Source organism: Rhodococcus sp. 06-156-4 (assembly GCF_002259345.1).
In the GTDB taxonomy this organism is placed as follows: domain Bacteria; phylum Actinomycetota; class Actinomycetes; order Mycobacteriales; family Mycobacteriaceae; genus Rhodococcoides; species Rhodococcoides fascians_E.
Map to the genome: position 1 here is coordinate 29,988 of NZ_NPGB01000027.1, position 16,147 is coordinate 46,134.

Here is a 16,147-nt window from a genome sequence, read left to right on the forward strand (position 1 = left end):
GTTGCTACTGTCAGCAGAGTCGCACTGGACCTATCGGTGTTCTTCTTCGCGAGAGTGTTCGCGCTCGGGGTCGCACCTGTAGTCGGTTGTCGCGTAGAAGCTCTTCGCCGCCGGCTAGATTCTCGGTGGCTTCTTGCCATATCCGCCGTCTACTCGGCAACGCCTGTCATGGCAGCAATCGGACTGTCTCGCACGTCAGCTCTGCTGGTCAGTACGGTCAACGTGACCGGCAATCTTGCTGTAATGACCGGCTATATCACCGCTGCAAAGTATTTCAAGCACTACCTTGACCCAGTCCGGCAGCAGCTCCAAGAGAGCGGTCCCATTGTCTACCTTGCGCTGGCCCTTCTGGTCACGGTGCTCATTCTCTCCACCGCCCGCCGCTTTGTGCGCTACTCACAAGCCGAAACACGGAGAAAGAGAACATGATCGGCCTTTTTCTACGCGCTAGTCGAGCCAGAGCATTCCTGTCGACATCGCTGCCCTTGACCTGCGGCCTTCTCATCGCACAACCGGCAATCTCGGCCTGGATCGGTATCGTGCTGTGGGGGTTCTTTTTCCACGCATACATCTGCCAACTGAACAACTTGGCCGACATGGATTCCGACCGCCTCGATCCACGCCGTACACAGCAGCCGCTGCTGACAGGCGAATTATCGAGAACTACCGCACGATGCTGGCTGATGATCGAAGTAACCGTCCTGACGGCCACTGCGATTCTGGCGGTTGACGGTATTGCACAACAGACTCTGGTACTCGTTTTGGTCTCACTGGTCACGTACGGAAACGTCCACCAGAAGACGGCCAGTCGCATCCACCCGTTGGCCATGGACTTTCTGTACGGCTTCACCATGGGGCTACCGCTCTGGATAACCCTGGGGATGCTGGACGACCGAAGTGAATTTCGAGATGTCCTATTGTCTTTGATTCTGGGGCTGAATTTCACGATCCTGAACGTTTTCGCCGGGAATCTGAAAGATCTCGAAACCGACCTCGAAGCCGAGAGCCGCACCACTGCATTAGCGCTTGGAGTTCGTCCATCTGCATCCACACGCTACGGAGTTGAGTTCACTTTCCGATACCTGGCTGTTCTGGCGGCTCTGCAACTATCGCTGACCGCGCTGACAGCAGCCACCGTCTTTGTGTTGTCAGACGGTGCAACTGCCGTGACGACATGGATGGCACTCGGTTTCTCCGTTTGCGCGCTTATCGACGTAGCACGGATATCGTCGAATGGAATTCGCACCGTCGGTGCTCCGTCCAAGTTGGGAGCAGATTTCGACCCGCTGACGGGCCGCCTGAGGGTCACGCGTCCACCGCATGCCTTTCTCAATCTCCTGGCAGCAATGGCCTCGGCGTCCACATTCGCCACCACGCCGTGGATTGCGTTCGTCATTCTCGTAAGTACTGCGGTCGCGACGTACTTGCTGATAGCAACTCACGGAGTCCTGTCGACTTCGACGCCGAGCAGCGCACTTTGATTGACACAGTGAAGCGTCATGACTCCAACGCGACGCTGTCAACAGATGCTAGGTGCGGTGGTTCGGAGGAGTGGATGCCCTGAGTCCCTTCGATTGCCAGATCGCGCTGCCGGTACTCGCCACGTGCGGCGATGCGACTGTGGCGACACTGTCCGTATTGCACAACGGAGACGCCTACGAGAACCATCACGGCCAACACCAGTGCCGTAACAGTGACCGACCGCATCTCACTACTCGGCACCGACAGACCCGCGGCGATAGCCGACACCGTCAGGATCACGATGAACGCCGCCGACGCTATCAAACGCGAATACTTCTGCCGGACAGCTAATTCGACACCAATATCCTCGATCTGCCGATGGACCAAGCGCGCAAGCTTCTCGGTGTTGCCGCCTAGATCGCATAGGGCTTTCAACACCTGAATATCGCGCTCTAGGTTTGCACGGCGGTCGCGACGCGCAATCCAGGCACCGGTGAAGGTCACCGCCATCGTCGATAAGAATGCAACAATGGCGACGACTATCGCCACGACCCCCTCATCCATGCCGAAAAGATACACCACAACAATCGCCCAAGTGGGCACTCGAATCACCAGAATTCGACAATTGTGTCGACGATGTACAGCTCGAATCCGCGGAAGCCAGTTCACCCTCCACTGTCATTCGAACGCCATATAGCGCACCAGTGGCATGGAGTGCTTCACTTTCGCCACACTGCAACCCAGCAGCCCGGCAAAGGAGAACGAATGGACAGTGCCACCCCACCAGATCGAGTCGATGCGACGTCCACGCGCACGCTCGCGGTGTTTCTCCGTCGAAGTTCGATACTGTTCATCGCGCTGCTGATGAGCGTCGGTTTCGCCGTCCTGCTCACCCCCACGGCCTCTGCGGTACCAGCTGGCTACCGGCCAAATGGCTGCACATTCTCGCCTGACAGTGGCACTAAACCAGTTTATTTCAATTTCAAGTCTGCCTGTGACAGCCACGACTACTGTTACGACGACATGTGGTACGGGCCTGGCGAAAAGGGGCGCCAGGCCTGCGACGTCAATTTCGTCAACAGAATGAGCTTGTGGTGCAACAACCAATACTCGGCTTGGTTCCTTGCGTTTCAACGCGGGCAATGCGGGGCGTTAGCTCAGACCTACTACGCGGGTGTACGTCAGTTCGGCGGACCGTACTTCAACAACCCACGTCTCAACTGACGATTCCAGATGTGTTCGGCGAACTCCCTCACCTGCGGCTCGCAGGTGAGGGAGTTCGCCGCGACACCCGAGTCCTGCACGGCTGGGCGTCGCTGCCGGTGGATCTGGGGCAGCCCGCTACAGCCGATCACCCGTCGTAGCGGAGAAGAAGAACACCTCGTCGAGCTTCGGGACGAGCAGAACGGTCTCGGCCAACCCGACGGACAACCGGCGGTCGACGCGTACCGACACCCGGCCGGACTGCGTGCTCCAGTCCGAACCGAGCGGTGGAGCGCCGTACAGGAACGACTCGGCGCCCAGCTCCTCGATCAGTTCGACCGCCACCGCAACAGCTCCAACACCCTTCCCGACGAGATCCCACGACTGCGCCGATGATCGTTCCCGCAAGCTCCACGATTCCGGCCGGATTCCGACCGTCACGCGGGGATCCTGCGTGGGAGCAGGGATGCACACGTCGCCGAGCACGGCGGCGCCGTCGACGACCGGGGCGTCGATCAGGTTCATCCCGGGCGAGCCGATGAACGACGCGACGAACGTGTTGACGGGGTTGTCGTACAGCTCCCGCGGCGACGCGATCTGCTGCAACTTGCCTGCCTGCAGTACCGCGACTCGGTCACCCATCGTCATGGCCTCGACCTGATCGTGCGTCACGTACACCGTCGTGGTGCCGAGCCGCTTCTGCAATCCGGCGATCTGCGCCCGGGTACTGACGCGCAGTTTGGCGTCGAGGTTGGACAGCGGCTCGTCCATGCAGAACACCTTGGGCTGCCGGACGATCGCACGGCCCATCGCCACCCGCTGACGCTGACCACCCGACAGCTTGCCGGGTTTACGGTTCAGCAGGGGCTCGAGTTCCAGCATCCTCGCCGCGTCGAGCACACGAGCAGCTGTGTCCGCCTTGCTCATTCCGGCGTTGCGGAGCGCGAAACCCATGTTGTCCCCGACGGTCATGTTGGGGTACAGCGCGTAGTTCTGGAACACCATCGCCACGTCCCGCTCACGAGGAGCGAGCGACGTGACGTCGACGCCGCCGATGTCGATGTGGCCGCTCTCGACCGATTCCAGACCGGCCAGCATCCGCAGGCTCGTCGACTTGCCGCACCCCGACGGGCCGACGAGAACAATGAATTCACCGTCGGCGATATCGAGTTCGAGCGAGTCGACGGCCAGCGTGTCCGCCCCCGGGTAGCGGTGCGATACGCCCGCGTAGTGAACCCCTGCCATTACGACGGGAGGTTCGGGGTGATCTGGCGGTCGATGATCTGCTGCAGCTGATCCTGAACACCGGCGAACGTCGTTGCGACATCGGCATTCTGCAGTGCGATCTGCTCGAGGCCCGTACCGATGATCTTGTCACCACCGGGAACGAAGACACGTGCGTAGTCCTGCGACCGCGTCCGAGCGAGCTGGTCGACGGCCGTCTTGGCGTTCGGGTTGGCGGCGAGGAACTCGATCTCGCTCGGATCCTCCTGCGCGGACTTACGGACCGGCATGTACCCGGTGTTCTGCGAGAAGTACGACGTACTCGCTGCATTGGTGAAGAAGTCGATGAACTTCAGCGCATTGACCTTGCGCTCCTCCGAGATCTTCGACGGGATGGCGAGGCCGGCTCCACCCGTCGGGCAGCCCGGTTGTCCGTCGGCTGCAGGCAGGAATGCCGTGCCGAAGTCGAACGCCGCGTTCTGGGTGATGCCGGACAGGTCGCCGGTGGACGCGATCGTCGACGCGATGATTCCCGCACCGAAGTCGTTGGCGATGTCGTTGGAGACGGCCGCGTACTTCTTGGTGTGGATCATGTCCTTGAGGAACTGGCCGGCGGCAAGGGTGTTGGGGTCGTCGAACTTCAGGGTGAAGCCGTCGGAGTACGCACCGCCGAACGTCCAGATGGGGCCCTCGAATGTCCACCCCAGGTAGTCCACCGCATTGCCCCAGCCGTGGGCCAGCTTGCCACCCCCGACGACGGCTTGGATGCGCGGGCCCCACTCGTCGAATTCCTGCCAGCTGGCCGGTCCGCGATCCGGAAGTCCCGCCTGCGCCCAGACGTCCTTGTTGTAGTAGAACAGCGGGGTCGAGCGTGCGTACGGCAGCGCCCAGTGGTTGCCGTTCCAGTTGTAGTCCGCAAGAAGAGAATCGACGTAGTCGCTGGAATCCACACCCGCGGCGGAGAAGTGTTGATCGAGCGGCTCGATAGCGCCGGTGAGCGCGAAGTTGAACCACCACACGTCGGAGAGGACCACCACGTCGGGGACGTCGTTGCCGGACAGCGAGGCGTTGAACTTCTGCGCCACTTCCTCGTAGTTCTTGCCACCATCGATGAGATTGACCGTCAGACCGGGGTTCTCGGCCTGGAAGCGGGAGATGAGCTCGCGCTCGAACTCCTGCGACTTGCCGGGGTGGCTGGACCAGAAGTTGATGGTGTTCGCGTCGCCCGATCCTTCGGATCCGGACGAGCTGGTTCCCGGGCTGCTGCACGCAGCCAGGGCGGCGGCAGCGGCCGCTGCACCGGTGAGCGTGAGGAATCCGCGGCGATTGATGTTGGCCATGTGTTTCTTTCTCCTGACGAGGTAGAGCGAATCAACCTTTGACCGCACCGGAGGTGAGGCCTTTGATCATGTGGCGTTGCAGGGCAAGGAAAACGACGAGAATCGGAAGGATGGTCAGGATGGTCGCCGCCATCACTGCGCCCCAGTTGGTGTATCCCTCACTGTTCTGCAGCAGCGTCAGGCCCACCGGTAGCGGTGCGACGGACGAATCGTCGGACATCAGGAACGGCCAGAGGTACTCGTTCCACTCGTTCACGATCGTGATGATCGCGAACGCCACCATGGTCGGTCCGGAAAGTGGGAGCACCACCCGGAACAGCAGCCGGAAAGGGCCTGCTCCGTCCATTCGTGCCGCTTCGATGATCTCGGCGGGCAGCGACAGAAAGTGATTGCGCATCAGGAAGGTCCCGAAGGCGACGCCGGCAAGCGGGATAATGATGCCCTGGAACGTGTTTCGCCATCCCAACTCGGAGATCAGCGAGTAGTTGGAGATGACGGTGATCTGATTGGGCACCATGAGGGCGGCGATGATCACCAGGAACACGATGTTCTTGCCGGGGAAGCGCAGGAACACCAAGCCGTATGCACTGAGAACGCCGAGAACGAACTTGATCGATGCCACGACACTGGTGATGATCACCGAGTTGCGCAGGTACGTGAAGAACGGAACCTCCGTCGTCGCCTCGGTGTAGTTCTCCGGCCGGAAGGAACCCGGCCACCAGGTGACGGGTTGGACGTAGATGTCGCCGCGTTCCTTGAACGAGGTGACGAGGATCCAGAACAGCGGCAGCCCGATCATCAACAGCACGAGAACCATTGCAATGTAACCGAACACCGTCGACAGGCTGCGCTGACGCTGTGGATCCTTCGGTGCGCTACGAGGCGCCTGGGAGGTGTCGGGTTTCGATGTCACGGTCATCGCTGATCGTCTCGATCCATGATGCGAACCTGCACGAGCGTGACGATCAGGAGGATCACGAACATGATCGTCGCGACCGTCGCACCGTAACCCGCTCGGAAGTTGCGGAAAGTCTCCTCGTACACCTGGAAGACCATCGTCGTGGTGCCGTTGCCGAGCGGCCCACCTCGGGTCATGACGTTGATGATGTCGAAGACCTGCAGCGAGTTCAGGAGCACGGTGATGGACAGGAAGAACGTCGTCGGACGCAGTTGCGGCAGCAGAACTTTGCGAAACGTCGTCCACTTCGACGCGCGGTCGATCTCGGCGGCCTCCATCAACTCCTTGCGTGTCCCCTGCAGCGCGGCGAGGTAGATGACGAAGGTGTAACCGAGGTTCTTCCACAGGTAGGTCACCGTGATCATGAACAGTGCCCACGTGGGGTCCTGATAGAAGTCCGGTGACGAGAATCCGATGCGCTGCAGCAGATCCTGCACCAGGCCGAAGTTGGGGTCGAACACGAACTGGAAGGCGATACCGATCGCCGCGCCGGAGATCACGAACGGCGCGAACACGGCAGACCGAACGAAATTGCGGCCCCGTAGCTTTCGGTCCAGAAGTATGGCCAGCACCAGGCCGAGTACCAGTGAACCGACGACGGCGGCAATGGTGAAGATGACGGTGTTGGACACGATGGTCCACGTGTCGTCCCGCGAGAACCATTCTCGATAGTTCGCGAATCCGATGAACGTCGACGTAGGCGAGGACAGATTCCAGTCGTAGAAGCTGAACTGGAAATTCTCGACGAGCGGCCGGTAGGTGAACACCACCAGCAGGGCCAGGTTGGGCCCCAGCAGAATCAGGAAGAGTGCGTAATCACTCCACGGTCTGCCGAAGAACGATTTCCGGCGTGCTGTGGGCAGCACTCGTTCCGTTGTAGTACTCACTGCGGGGACTGTGCTCACCTACCGAGAACGGTTGGTGAACGAATCCCTAACTCAGTCGGTCGTCGAAAAGAAAACAACCCACTGTGGGGGGCTAACGGTTCCAGTCCCCCAGGCCGTCGGAGCCGCTGAGGGTGCCGCCTGCCGTGCCGGTGACGACGACGGGGTCACCCTTCTGCGAGTTCTCGAAGAACCACTTGCCGTCCTCGGTGCTCACGTTGAGGCAGCCGTGGCTGACGTTCTCGTAACCCTGGGACTCCACCGACCACGGCGCTGCGTGGACGAAGATGCCGCTGTACGAAATACGTGTGGCGTACTCGACGTAGGTGCGGTATCCCTCGGGGGAATCCACCGGCACTCCGTAGGTCGAGGAGTCCATGTACATCTCGCGGACACGTTCGCCGACGATGTAGGTGCCGTTCGGTGTCTCGTGACCGGGCTTGCCGAACGAGGTGGGCATGGTCCTGACGACCTCACCGTTGCGGGTGACGGTGATGGTCTTGGTGGCGTCGTCGGCTGTGGTGATCACCGAGTCGCCGGTGGAGAAGTCCGCGCGTGAACCGCCGGCCTCGACGGTCACCTGGGTGTGCGCCGGGTAGAACTCGTTGGGCAACCACCGCACCTGGGTGTCGTTGATCCAGTAGAAGTGGCCGTCGACGGATGGACTCGTGGTGATCCGAATGGCGGCCTCGGCGGCGCCGCGGTCCGCAATGGCCTCGTTGAACCGAATGGCGATGGGCTGCGCGACTCCGACGACCTCGCCGTTGGGCGTGATCGACGGATCGGAGAAGTTGGCGGGCGCGAGGCGCTGGATCTGCGGTTCAGGAACAACAGGAAGAACCTGATCGGATGATCCGACGCCGGGGATTTCGGGGCCGCCGGGCCACAACGGCGCTGCGGTGGCGGGCGATACCAGGGTGGCCGCACCGACGGCCGCGATCACCGCTGTCAGAGAGATGCGTGTGACAGTCCGACGAAATGCCATGAGTATTCCGATCCATCCTTCTGTGCTGTGCAGGCTTCTGCTGGGCGCCCGTGCTGTGCCGGCGCGCGACGTCCTCGCCGCAATTAACACACACCCGTACCACCGAGTGCCAATCGTCGCGGTGACTGCACGGTCATTCGGCAGGCTGACCGAGGAGTCCCGCTTTCTTCGCCGCCGACCGTACTTGAAATGCAGATACGACGAACAGGACGCCGAACAGTACCGCGAATACGCCGATCAACCACACGATGCTCAGAATGCCGCTGACCGGGGAGAACACCAGTACGAGGCCGAACAGGAGCTCGACGATGCCGGCGAACAGAAGCATTCCCCAGTGAGATGCGCCCGGCGATGTGCCTGCGACCTTTCGCAGGCGGATGGATCCGGCTATTTCGAGAATTCCACCCATGATCGCCCAGATACCGATGACGAAAACAGCTGCGAGTGCGGTGATGCCCGGCCAGACGAACGCCACGATTCCGGCGACGAGCGAGACGACGCCGCCGAGCAGCCACCACACCCATCCGGATTCGACGCGGCGCGACTGGACGGCTCGGATGATCGCGGAGATGCCGTCGACGATCGCGTAGGCACCGAAGACGACGACGAGTGCCCAGACGGTGACGCCGGGCCACACGAGGGCCACGATGCCGAAGATCACGGCGACGATGCCCCTGAGCAGCACCGCCCACCACAAGTCCTTGCCGATCCTCAGCAACGCATCGGCCCCGTCGCGTTCAGAGAATTCGTAGCGTCCCGAAGGCTCGGTGGTCACGTCGGTTCTCCCTCGTTCATCGCGGTACATAACGGTTGTCGACGCCTCACGGCATCGAGGTCCAGGTGGTGGACCCGTCGGAAACACAGATCTGGCCGGTGCTGAGGTTGACGGCGAATCCGGCGCCCGCCTGGCAGCTGACGCCTTCGGCAACTGTTCCGACGAACGTCTGTCCCCTCGTCAGCGACAACGCAAACGCGAGAGCGCCTGGATCGGGAGAGACGATCGACACGGAGTCCCCGCCGATCGACACGGCGCCGACGGTGCCCGCCGTCGTTTCCGCGGCGGCCACCCCACCGGACCGGGCGACGGACAGCGCGGATCCGCCCGCGTCGGCGCGGGCGAAAGACACTGCGTCGAGTGCGTGTGCGAGAGCGCGGGAGAACTCGTCGACGGTCGATCCGCACGCAGCGGTGCCGTCCACGACGACGGTGTCGACGCCGGGTCGCGCTGTGCACGACAACTCGGCGGCCGACGCGTGCGACGGCGACACGAGAGCCACCGCTGCTCCAGCGAGTACGCAGCCCGTGAGCAGCGCTGTCGATCGATATCGCCCGTATCCGCCGAACCCTGCCACCGGAGCACCTTTCTGTGAGCGTGATCGGAGATCGTATGTTTGGATTGTGCCACTACGGGGGACCATCTAGCGGGTCTATCCGACCCGTCAGTTCTCCGTCGAGCCACCGGCGGCTCACACAATGCCGCCTCCGACGCCTGTACGAATCGTTGCCCCTGGTCACCGCGGCCCGGGGCCTGTTCTCTCGTATGGGGACGGAACGGCTTCCGCGGATGGGGGTCGAAGTGTTCGACAAGCAAGCGCCGATCGAGCGCGCTGTGGTGGTTGTGCCGGTTCACAACGAGGAAGCACTTCTGGACTCGTGCCTGTCTGCGCTGGTCAGGTCGTGTGAGCAGGTCGACATCGACGTCGACCTCGTCGTGGTTCTCGATTCCTGCACCGACACGTCCGCCGATATCGCCGCGACGTGGGCCGACAAGGTCGACGCGACCGTCCTCACCGTCGCGCGACGCAACGTCGGAGCAGCCCGCGCAGCCGGTTTCCTGTCGGCCACCGGACCAGCAGGCCGAGCACAGGACAACACCTGGTTCGCGACGACCGACGCCGACAGCACCGTCGGACTGGAGTGGATCTCATCGCACCTCGCTCACGCAGCGCAGGGTGCGCACGCCGTGGCGGGGACCGTCGTCACCGAGCTGGATTCGCCCGCGTTGACTCTGGTGTACGACGCCGGCTACCGCCACACGTCCGGCCATCGCCACGTGCACGGCACCAATCTCGGACTGCGCGCGGATTTGTACTGGACCGTCGGCGGATTCGGCGCACTGACCACCGGCGAGGACGTCGACCTGATGGCTCGGGTCGAACGCGCGGGCGTACCGGTTCTGTACTCGTGCGATTCGCCCGTGCTGACGTCGTCGAGGCGCTCCGGCCGGGCACCCGACGGGTTTGCCGCTCACCTGCAGGATCTCGAATTGGCCATCGCCCGATGACGGTCGACGGTAGCTCGCTCGTCGAGCGTCTCAAGCGATTCGTCGCCGACGAGGCACCTGGAATGCCGCTCCCCGGTTCGGGTTTCACCGACACTCGCTGGTTGGCGCTCGCCGGGCTCGGCCGCGAGGACACGGTTCTCGGGCGTCTGGCCGAGGGCCACGCCGACGCAGTGGCCATTCTCGCCGAACTGGGCGGCCCTGCTCCGAGCCGCGGGCAGATCTGGGGTGTCTGGGCGGCGGAACCACCGTCGCCGGTGCTCGAGGCGGCGCAGGGCAAGAACGGGTGGAAGCTCACCGGCGTCAAACCGTGGTGCTCGGGCGCTCATATCGTCACGAATGCCCTCGTCACCGCCCGCGTCGGAGATCGATCGCGGTTGTTCGCCGTCGATATGACCCAGGACTGGTGCTCGCCGATTCCCAACACGTGGCACGCCGTCGGGATGTCTCGAAGCGATTCCGGGACAGTGCGTTTTGACGGTGCACACGCAGTTCCCGTCGGCGAAGTCGGGTCGTATGTCGAACGCCCGGGCTTCTGGCATGGTGGGCTCGGCGTGGCAGCGGTGTGGTTCGGCAGTGCCTGCGCTGTCGCCGACACGTTGCACGCGGCAGCGCAGTCGAGCTCCGATCCGCACACCATGGCTCATCTCGGCGCCGTGGCGGCATCGCTCGGTGCCGCGTCGGCCGCGTTGACCACCGCCGCTGCGGAGATCGACGCCGATCCGACCGACTCCGAGGCCCGCGGCAGCACCAGGGCACGGACCGTCCGCGCGATCGTCGAGAGCGCCGCTACCGACACCATCGACCGCGTGGGCCGCGCGCTGGGCGCCGCCCCGCTGTGCGCTAACGGTGAGCATGCACGCCGCGTCGCCGATCTGACCGTTTTTCTACGCCAGAGCCATGCCGAGCGCGATCTCGCAGCGCTGGGCCAGGAGATCGCGAAGGAAGAGTCGCCATGGTAGCCGCCGCCGAACACACCGACACGCAGGAAACCAGAACGTTCGACACCGTCGACCCGGGCACACCGCTCGAGGTGTGGCAGCAATGGACACCGTCGTTTCCGCCGCTCGATCTCGGTCGATGCCGCGAGATGATCGTCGTCGCGCCCCATCCTGACGACGAAGTGCTCGGTGTCGGTGGCCTGATGTCGCTCGCCGCCGCGTCGGGCATCCGGGTGTCCGTCGTGGCCGTCACCGACGGCGGCGCGTCGCATCCCGGGTCTCCGACGATGTCCGAGGCGCAACTGATCGACGAGCGGCCGCGTGAAGCGAGGCGCGCTCTGACCGAACTCGGTCTCGACGTCGACCCGATCCGGCTCGGCTTTCCCGACGGCGACGTCGCCGCGCACGAGGACGAGCTCGCGCGGGCGCTCACCGAGCTGTTGTCCGGTGGACAGGGCACCTGGTGCCTGACGCCGTGGCGCGGCGATCGTCATCCCGATCACGAGGCGACGGCGCGGGCATGCCTGACGGCGTCGAGACGCGTCGGGATCGCGGTGCTCGAGTACCCGGTGTGGATGTGGCACTGGGCGTGGCCGGATCATCCCGAGGTTCCCTGGGGTCGCGCGCTGGGGATCACTCTGGACGATCGCACTGCCCAGGCGAAAAAAGCCGCGGCACACCGGTTCACGTCTCAGATCCAGGATCTGTCGGACGATCCCGCCGACCGGGCGGTACTTCCGCCGCACATTCTGGCGCGTTTGCTTCGATCCGAGGAGGTGGTGTTCGCATGACGGACGGCACTCTGCAGAAGGACTATTTCGACGACGTCTACGACGGCAACGTCGATCCGTTCCGGCTGGGCGACAACTGGTACGAGGAGCGTAAATACGCTCTGACGTTGGCTGCGCTGACCGAACCGCGATATCGCCGCGCGCTCGAACCGGGCTGTTCCGTCGGAATACTGACCGAGAAGCTGTCCAGCCGCTGCGACGACCTGACGTCCACCGACATCGTCGCCTCGGCGCTGGAGACCACCAGGGCTCGTCTCGACGCGCGCACCGGCGAGTCCGGCGGCCGGGTGCAGTTGCGCGAATGGTCGCTCACGGACTCGTGGGACGAGTTCGACGAGATCGGCCCGTTCGATCTGATCGTGCTCAGCGAGGTCGGGTACTACCTCGGCCCTGCTGACCTACGCGCTGCCCTGGGCCAGGCAGTGGCGCATCTCGAGCCGGGAGGCACGCTCCTCGCGGTGCACTGGCGACACCTCGTCGCAGACTATCCACAGACCGGTGACCAGGTGCACGACGCCATCGGAGCCACCGACGGACTGGTCCGTATGGGCGGTTACGTCGACGAAGATGTGATACTCGAAGTGTTCGCTGCGGAGTCGTCCGCACGGAGCGAGTCGGCGGAGCCGACCGGAAGACCGGAATCGGTCGCACGACGTGAGGGTTTGATATGAGTGGGACTGAGATGAGCGACAGAATGACCAGCGGTGAGACCGCGACGCGCACCTATCGCGGCGGCGCACTCGAGGATCTGCTCGGACCGGACAGTCTGCACACCGACTTCGCCCCCATCGTCGACCTGATGACCCGTGAGGTGATCGGTTACGAAGCCATCGTCATGGGACCCGAGGATTCGGCGTTCCGCGAGCCTGCGGCCCTCGCGTCCGCGGCGCGGGCGATGGACATGACCGTCGACCTCGACCTCGTTCGCTGGGCCGGCGCCGTCGAGGGTGCCGCACGCCTCGATTCGCTTCAGGGTCTGCCGCTGTTCATCGCCATCGACCCGGACACACTGCCGTACCTCCCCGACCGCGGAGACGTCGACGCAGGTTCCGCCGTCCTGCAGCTGGACGAGACCTCACTCATTCGTCGACCCGCGCAGTTGCTGCGCGCGGTGGCCGACGTCCGCAAGCTCGGATGGGCAATCGCCGTCGACCATGTCGGTGTGAAGCCGGAATCGCTGGCACTGCTGCCGCTCCTCGAACCCGACGTGGTCAAACTCGATCGCAGCTTGATCACCCAACGTCCGAGCCGGTTCACCGCCCGCGTCGTCAACGCCGTCGCCGCGTACACCGAACGCACGGGCGCGATCGTCATGGCGGAAGGAATCGACACCGAGGACGCCGTCGGGACCGCCATCGCGCTGGGCGCACGCGTCGGGCAGGGCCGGTTCTTCACCGAGCAGAACCCCGTTCCGGTGGAGCCGTCGAAGCGACTGTCACCGTTGGATTTCCGCACGTCACCCGAGCGCGGCTCGCTTCCACGTTCCTCGCCGTACCAACTGGCCGCGGCGGGACGCGATTCCAAGCCGTCGACCAAGCGTCTTCTGGTGGAGGTCAGCAAGGGGCTGGAGTCCATTGCCGGCCAGAGCCTGCAGACCGCCGTCATCCTCGGCTCGTTCGAGAGCCGGGAACATTTCACGCCGCTGACCGCGCGTCGCTGGGAGGTCATGGCGACGAGGGCAGCCCTCGTCGGCGCACTCGCCGCGGGCATCGATCCCGAGCCCGCGCCGCGCGTGCGCGGAGCAGACCTCGACCCCGACGACCCGGTACGGCTCGAATGGGTGGTGGTGGTGCTGTCGCCGCACTTCTCGGCGGTACTGGCGGCCAAGGACATGGGAGATACCGGACCGGACATGAACCGGCGATTCTCCTACGTCCTGAGCCACGACCCGCAGCTGACGGTCGACTGCGCGCGAAGTCTGCTGCTGCGGCTTCCGGTGGAACGTACCGGGCTCTGACCGATACCGATCAGCCTTCGGCCTTCTTTTTCGCTCCTGGCTCCACGGCCCTCTTCCTGGTCGTTCCTGCAGGCTCCACGGCCCTCTTCCTGGTCGTTCCTGCAGGCTCCACTCCGGCGTAGCTCTCGGCGTCGGCGACGACCTTGCCCGCCAGTTCGGCCAGACGCGTGTTGGTCTCCTGCGAGAGCCTGGAGAGCAGCGCGAACGCCTCCTGAGCACCCAACTTGTAGCGCTCCATCAGCATGCCCTTGGCCTGGCCGATGATGTCGCGTGAGGTCAGCGCGGCACGAATCTGCTGTTCCTCCTTGGCGCTGGAGAACGCGATGGCAGCGTGCGCGGCGAACAGCGAGCCGATCGACTCGGCGTCCTCCCCGAACGCGTCGTGACGGGTGGAGTGCAGGTTGAGCGCACCGAAGTTGTAGCCCTCGACGTACAGCTGGAAGCAGATCATGCTGCGCACTCCCAGCGCCGACGCGGCGGCAGCGAACCGTGGCCAGCGTCGGTCGGAATCCATGTCGTCGATCCGGATGGTCCGCTGCTCGACGGCCGACTCCAGGCACGGCCCTTCGCCGATCTGCTGCTGAATTGCGTCGCACTGACCGGCGAGGTCACCGGTCAGTGCGGCGCTGTGGACGAATTTGCCGCGGAGCACCGTCGTGATGCTCGCTGCTTCGGCGGCCGGGACGTTCATGACGGCCGATTCGGTGATGGCCGCCAGTGTCCGGTCGGGGTCTCCGTGCTCGCGGCGAAGTTCCCTGGCCACCGCCGCCAGGCGCTGACTCAGATCGAAGTCGGCTCCGGTCGTCGTGGTGACGTCCGCGCCGAGAACCTGCTCACTGATGAGAACCACCTCCGCCGAGATTTTACGACTCAGAGTTCGCTGGGCGCGATGAGCTGGTGCACGTATCGCATTTTGTCCAGCACTGTGGGCGGCAACACGAACGGGTACAGATCCTGGTGGCCCATCGAGCGGTTGATCTGGTTGAGCGCCCAGGACAGCGGTAGCCACCACTCCACGATCTGGTCGAAACCGACGTCGCCCGGTAGTGGGCTGTCCAGCGTCGATCCGGCCGGGGCCATACCGAAGGCTGCCGCGGTGTCGAGCGTGTCACGAATGTGCAGGTAGTGGGCGAACGTCTCGGCCCAGTCCTCCGCCGGGTGCATCGTCGCGTAGGACGAGACGTAATCGTCCTCCCAGTTCTCCGGCGCACCCTCGTTGTAGTGCCGGTCCAGGGCGGCCTGGTAGTCGGTGTCCGGGTCGCCGAACAGTTCCTCGAACCGCGGTCGGTGTTCGCCCGTTCCGACGAGGACCATCTGGAAGTAATGGCCGATCTCGTGCCGGAAGTGTCCGACGAGAGTGCGGTACGGCTCGGACATCGACACTCGGAGCTGTTCGCGGTGGACGTCGTCGCCCTCGGCCAGGTCGAGCGTCACCAGTCCGTTGGCGTGCCCGGTCATCACCTGCGTGTTGGCGCTCGACAGCAGGTCGAAGGCGAGACCGGTCTCCGGGTCCTTGTCACGCCCGTCGATCGGGAGACCCAGCTCGGTGAGCTCGAGGATGACCCGACGCTTGTTCGTCTCCGCGTCGGCGTAGGCGACCATCGCGTCGACGTCGTCGTCCGCGGGGCGCGTCCTGGTGAGTCGGCACGAGAAGCAGAGTTCCTCGCCGGTCGAGGTGTCGACGAGCCAGTTGCACCTGGCCGTGCTCAGGTTGGCGCACACCTTCCAGGTGACATCGACATCGCTGCCGGGTGTGGTGATGTCGATCTCGGCGGCGCCGTCACCGTCCGTGTCCGGGAGCGGCAGCAGGGCGCGGGTGGGAAGGTGGAATCCCAGCGCACTGTGGCAGCTGAGGCACAGCGAGTTCTCGAACGAGAGTTTCTGACCGCATTTGCGGCAGATCAAAGCACGCATGATCCCGACTTTCATTGCTCAGGTGCCTTGGTCGACTTCAGGCCCACCAATGCTCGACTGCGAATATGACGGTTTCCCGTCGGTTTCGGTACGTCGGAGATAACAGAGTAGTCACGATACGGTCACGAGGTGCCGTAACGGTGGAAGCTTTCCTACCGTCGGCGCGTTGCGTGGTGTGCGCAGCGACCGAACACACGCTGCGGAGAGT

At 63.9% G+C, this 16,147-nt stretch carries 18 protein-coding genes; 8 read left to right on the forward strand and 10 right to left on the reverse strand.

All coding sequences use genetic code 11. From position 1 onward, the window contains the following. Positions 1-168 precede the first annotated feature (168 nt). Both CH290_RS30000 and CH290_RS18910 read left to right on the forward strand, forming a co-directional pair. Positions 169-429 (forward strand): hypothetical protein, encoded by a 261-nt coding sequence (locus tag CH290_RS30000; protein ID WP_141216232.1) that lies wholly within the window; start codon positions 169-171, stop codon positions 427-429. Then, positions 426-1,481 (forward strand): UbiA family prenyltransferase, encoded by a 1,056-nt coding sequence (locus CH290_RS18910; RefSeq protein WP_080748749.1) that lies wholly within the window; start codon positions 426-428, stop codon positions 1,479-1,481. The genes CH290_RS30000 and CH290_RS18910 overlap by 4 nt, the downstream gene beginning before the upstream one ends. A 16-nt stretch (positions 1,482-1,497) precedes the next feature. Here CH290_RS18910 and CH290_RS18915 read toward each other — a convergent pair whose 3' ends face one another. After that, positions 1,498-2,025 carry a hypothetical protein gene (locus tag CH290_RS18915; protein ID WP_141216233.1) on the reverse strand — a complete coding sequence of 176 codons (528 nt, stop codon included), beginning with the start codon at positions 2,023-2,025 and terminating at the stop codon, positions 1,498-1,500. Between the two features lie 201 nt (positions 2,026-2,226). On the opposite strand from CH290_RS18915, the gene CH290_RS18920 reads away from it, so the two are divergent. After that, positions 2,227-2,685 carry a phospholipase A2 gene (locus tag CH290_RS18920; protein WP_170947488.1) on the forward strand — a complete coding sequence of 153 codons (459 nt, stop codon included), beginning with the start codon at positions 2,227-2,229 and terminating at the stop codon, positions 2,683-2,685. A gap of 117 nt (positions 2,686-2,802) precedes the next feature. Here the strand turns inward: CH290_RS18920 and CH290_RS18925 are convergent, their stop codons facing one another. The 7 genes from CH290_RS18925 to CH290_RS18955 all read right to left on the reverse strand — a co-directional run bounded on the left by CH290_RS18925 (position 2,803) and on the right by CH290_RS18955 (position 9,407). Continuing rightward, the gene (locus tag CH290_RS18925; RefSeq protein ID WP_033189773.1) at positions 2,803-3,909 is read right to left on the reverse strand and encodes an ABC transporter ATP-binding protein; all 1,107 of its coding nucleotides are present in this window, start codon (positions 3,907-3,909) and stop codon (positions 2,803-2,805) included. Next, positions 3,909-5,228 carry an ABC transporter substrate-binding protein gene (locus tag CH290_RS18930; protein WP_020112408.1) on the reverse strand — a complete coding sequence of 440 codons (1,320 nt, stop codon included), beginning with the start codon at positions 5,226-5,228 and terminating at the stop codon, positions 3,909-3,911. The genes CH290_RS18925 and CH290_RS18930 overlap by 1 nt, the downstream gene beginning before the upstream one ends. 31 nt (positions 5,229-5,259) lie before the next feature. Further along, entirely contained in the window at positions 5,260-6,147 is an 888-nt protein-coding gene (locus tag CH290_RS18935) for a carbohydrate ABC transporter permease (RefSeq protein ID WP_019666898.1), read from the reverse strand. Next, entirely contained in the window at positions 6,144-7,052 is a 909-nt protein-coding gene (locus CH290_RS18940) for a carbohydrate ABC transporter permease (protein ID WP_019666899.1), read from the reverse strand. Before CH290_RS18940 ends, CH290_RS18935 begins: the two co-directional genes overlap by 4 nt. Before the next feature lie 112 nt (positions 7,053-7,164). Continuing rightward, complete coding sequence (locus CH290_RS18945) at positions 7,165-8,055, reverse strand: L,D-transpeptidase (RefSeq protein ID WP_033189774.1); 891 nt, start codon at positions 8,053-8,055, stop codon at positions 7,165-7,167. A gap of 133 nt (positions 8,056-8,188) precedes the next feature. After that, positions 8,189-8,860 carry an HdeD family acid-resistance protein gene (locus tag CH290_RS18950; RefSeq protein ID WP_019666901.1) on the reverse strand — a complete coding sequence of 224 codons (672 nt, stop codon included), beginning with the start codon at positions 8,858-8,860 and terminating at the stop codon, positions 8,189-8,191. A 16-nt stretch (positions 8,861-8,876) separates the two neighbouring features. Beyond that, on the reverse strand, positions 8,877-9,407 hold the full coding sequence (locus CH290_RS18955) for a DUF6764 family protein (RefSeq protein WP_019666902.1): 531 nt from the start codon (positions 9,405-9,407) through the stop codon (positions 8,877-8,879). A 224-nt stretch (positions 9,408-9,631) separates the two neighbouring features. Here CH290_RS18955 and CH290_RS18960 point away from each other — a divergent pair, with 224 nt between their 5' ends. From CH290_RS18960 to CH290_RS18980, 5 genes are read left to right on the forward strand one after another with little or no spacing between them, the layout of a single operon-like run. Next, positions 9,632-10,339, forward strand: a complete 708-nt coding sequence (locus CH290_RS18960) for a glycosyltransferase family 2 protein (protein ID WP_371828327.1) — start codon at positions 9,632-9,634, stop codon at positions 10,337-10,339. Beyond that, positions 10,336-11,298 carry an acyl-CoA dehydrogenase family protein gene (locus tag CH290_RS18965; protein ID WP_033189775.1) on the forward strand — a complete coding sequence of 321 codons (963 nt, stop codon included), beginning with the start codon at positions 10,336-10,338 and terminating at the stop codon, positions 11,296-11,298. Before CH290_RS18960 ends, CH290_RS18965 begins: the two co-directional genes overlap by 4 nt. Beyond that, positions 11,292-12,068, forward strand: a complete 777-nt coding sequence (locus CH290_RS18970) for a PIG-L deacetylase family protein (protein WP_019666905.1) — start codon at positions 11,292-11,294, stop codon at positions 12,066-12,068. The genes CH290_RS18965 and CH290_RS18970 overlap by 7 nt, the downstream gene beginning before the upstream one ends. Next, positions 12,065-12,739 carry a class I SAM-dependent DNA methyltransferase gene (locus CH290_RS18975; RefSeq protein WP_033189776.1) on the forward strand — a complete coding sequence of 225 codons (675 nt, stop codon included), beginning with the start codon at positions 12,065-12,067 and terminating at the stop codon, positions 12,737-12,739. Before CH290_RS18970 ends, CH290_RS18975 begins: the two co-directional genes overlap by 4 nt. Before the next feature lie 11 nt (positions 12,740-12,750). After that, positions 12,751-14,025 (forward strand): EAL domain-containing protein, encoded by a 1,275-nt coding sequence (locus CH290_RS18980; protein ID WP_020112413.1) that lies wholly within the window; start codon positions 12,751-12,753, stop codon positions 14,023-14,025. Between the two features lie 10 nt (positions 14,026-14,035). Here CH290_RS18980 and CH290_RS18985 read toward each other — a convergent pair whose 3' ends face one another. After that, the gene (locus tag CH290_RS18985; protein WP_052060125.1) at positions 14,036-14,875 is read right to left on the reverse strand and encodes a GAF and ANTAR domain-containing protein; all 840 of its coding nucleotides are present in this window, start codon (positions 14,873-14,875) and stop codon (positions 14,036-14,038) included. Positions 14,876-14,895: 20 nt separating this feature from the next. Then, a complete protein-coding gene (locus CH290_RS18990; protein ID WP_026348104.1) occupies positions 14,896-15,939 on the reverse strand; it encodes a zinc-binding metallopeptidase family protein in 1,044 nt (347 codons plus the stop codon). Positions 15,940-16,147 lie beyond the last annotated feature (208 nt).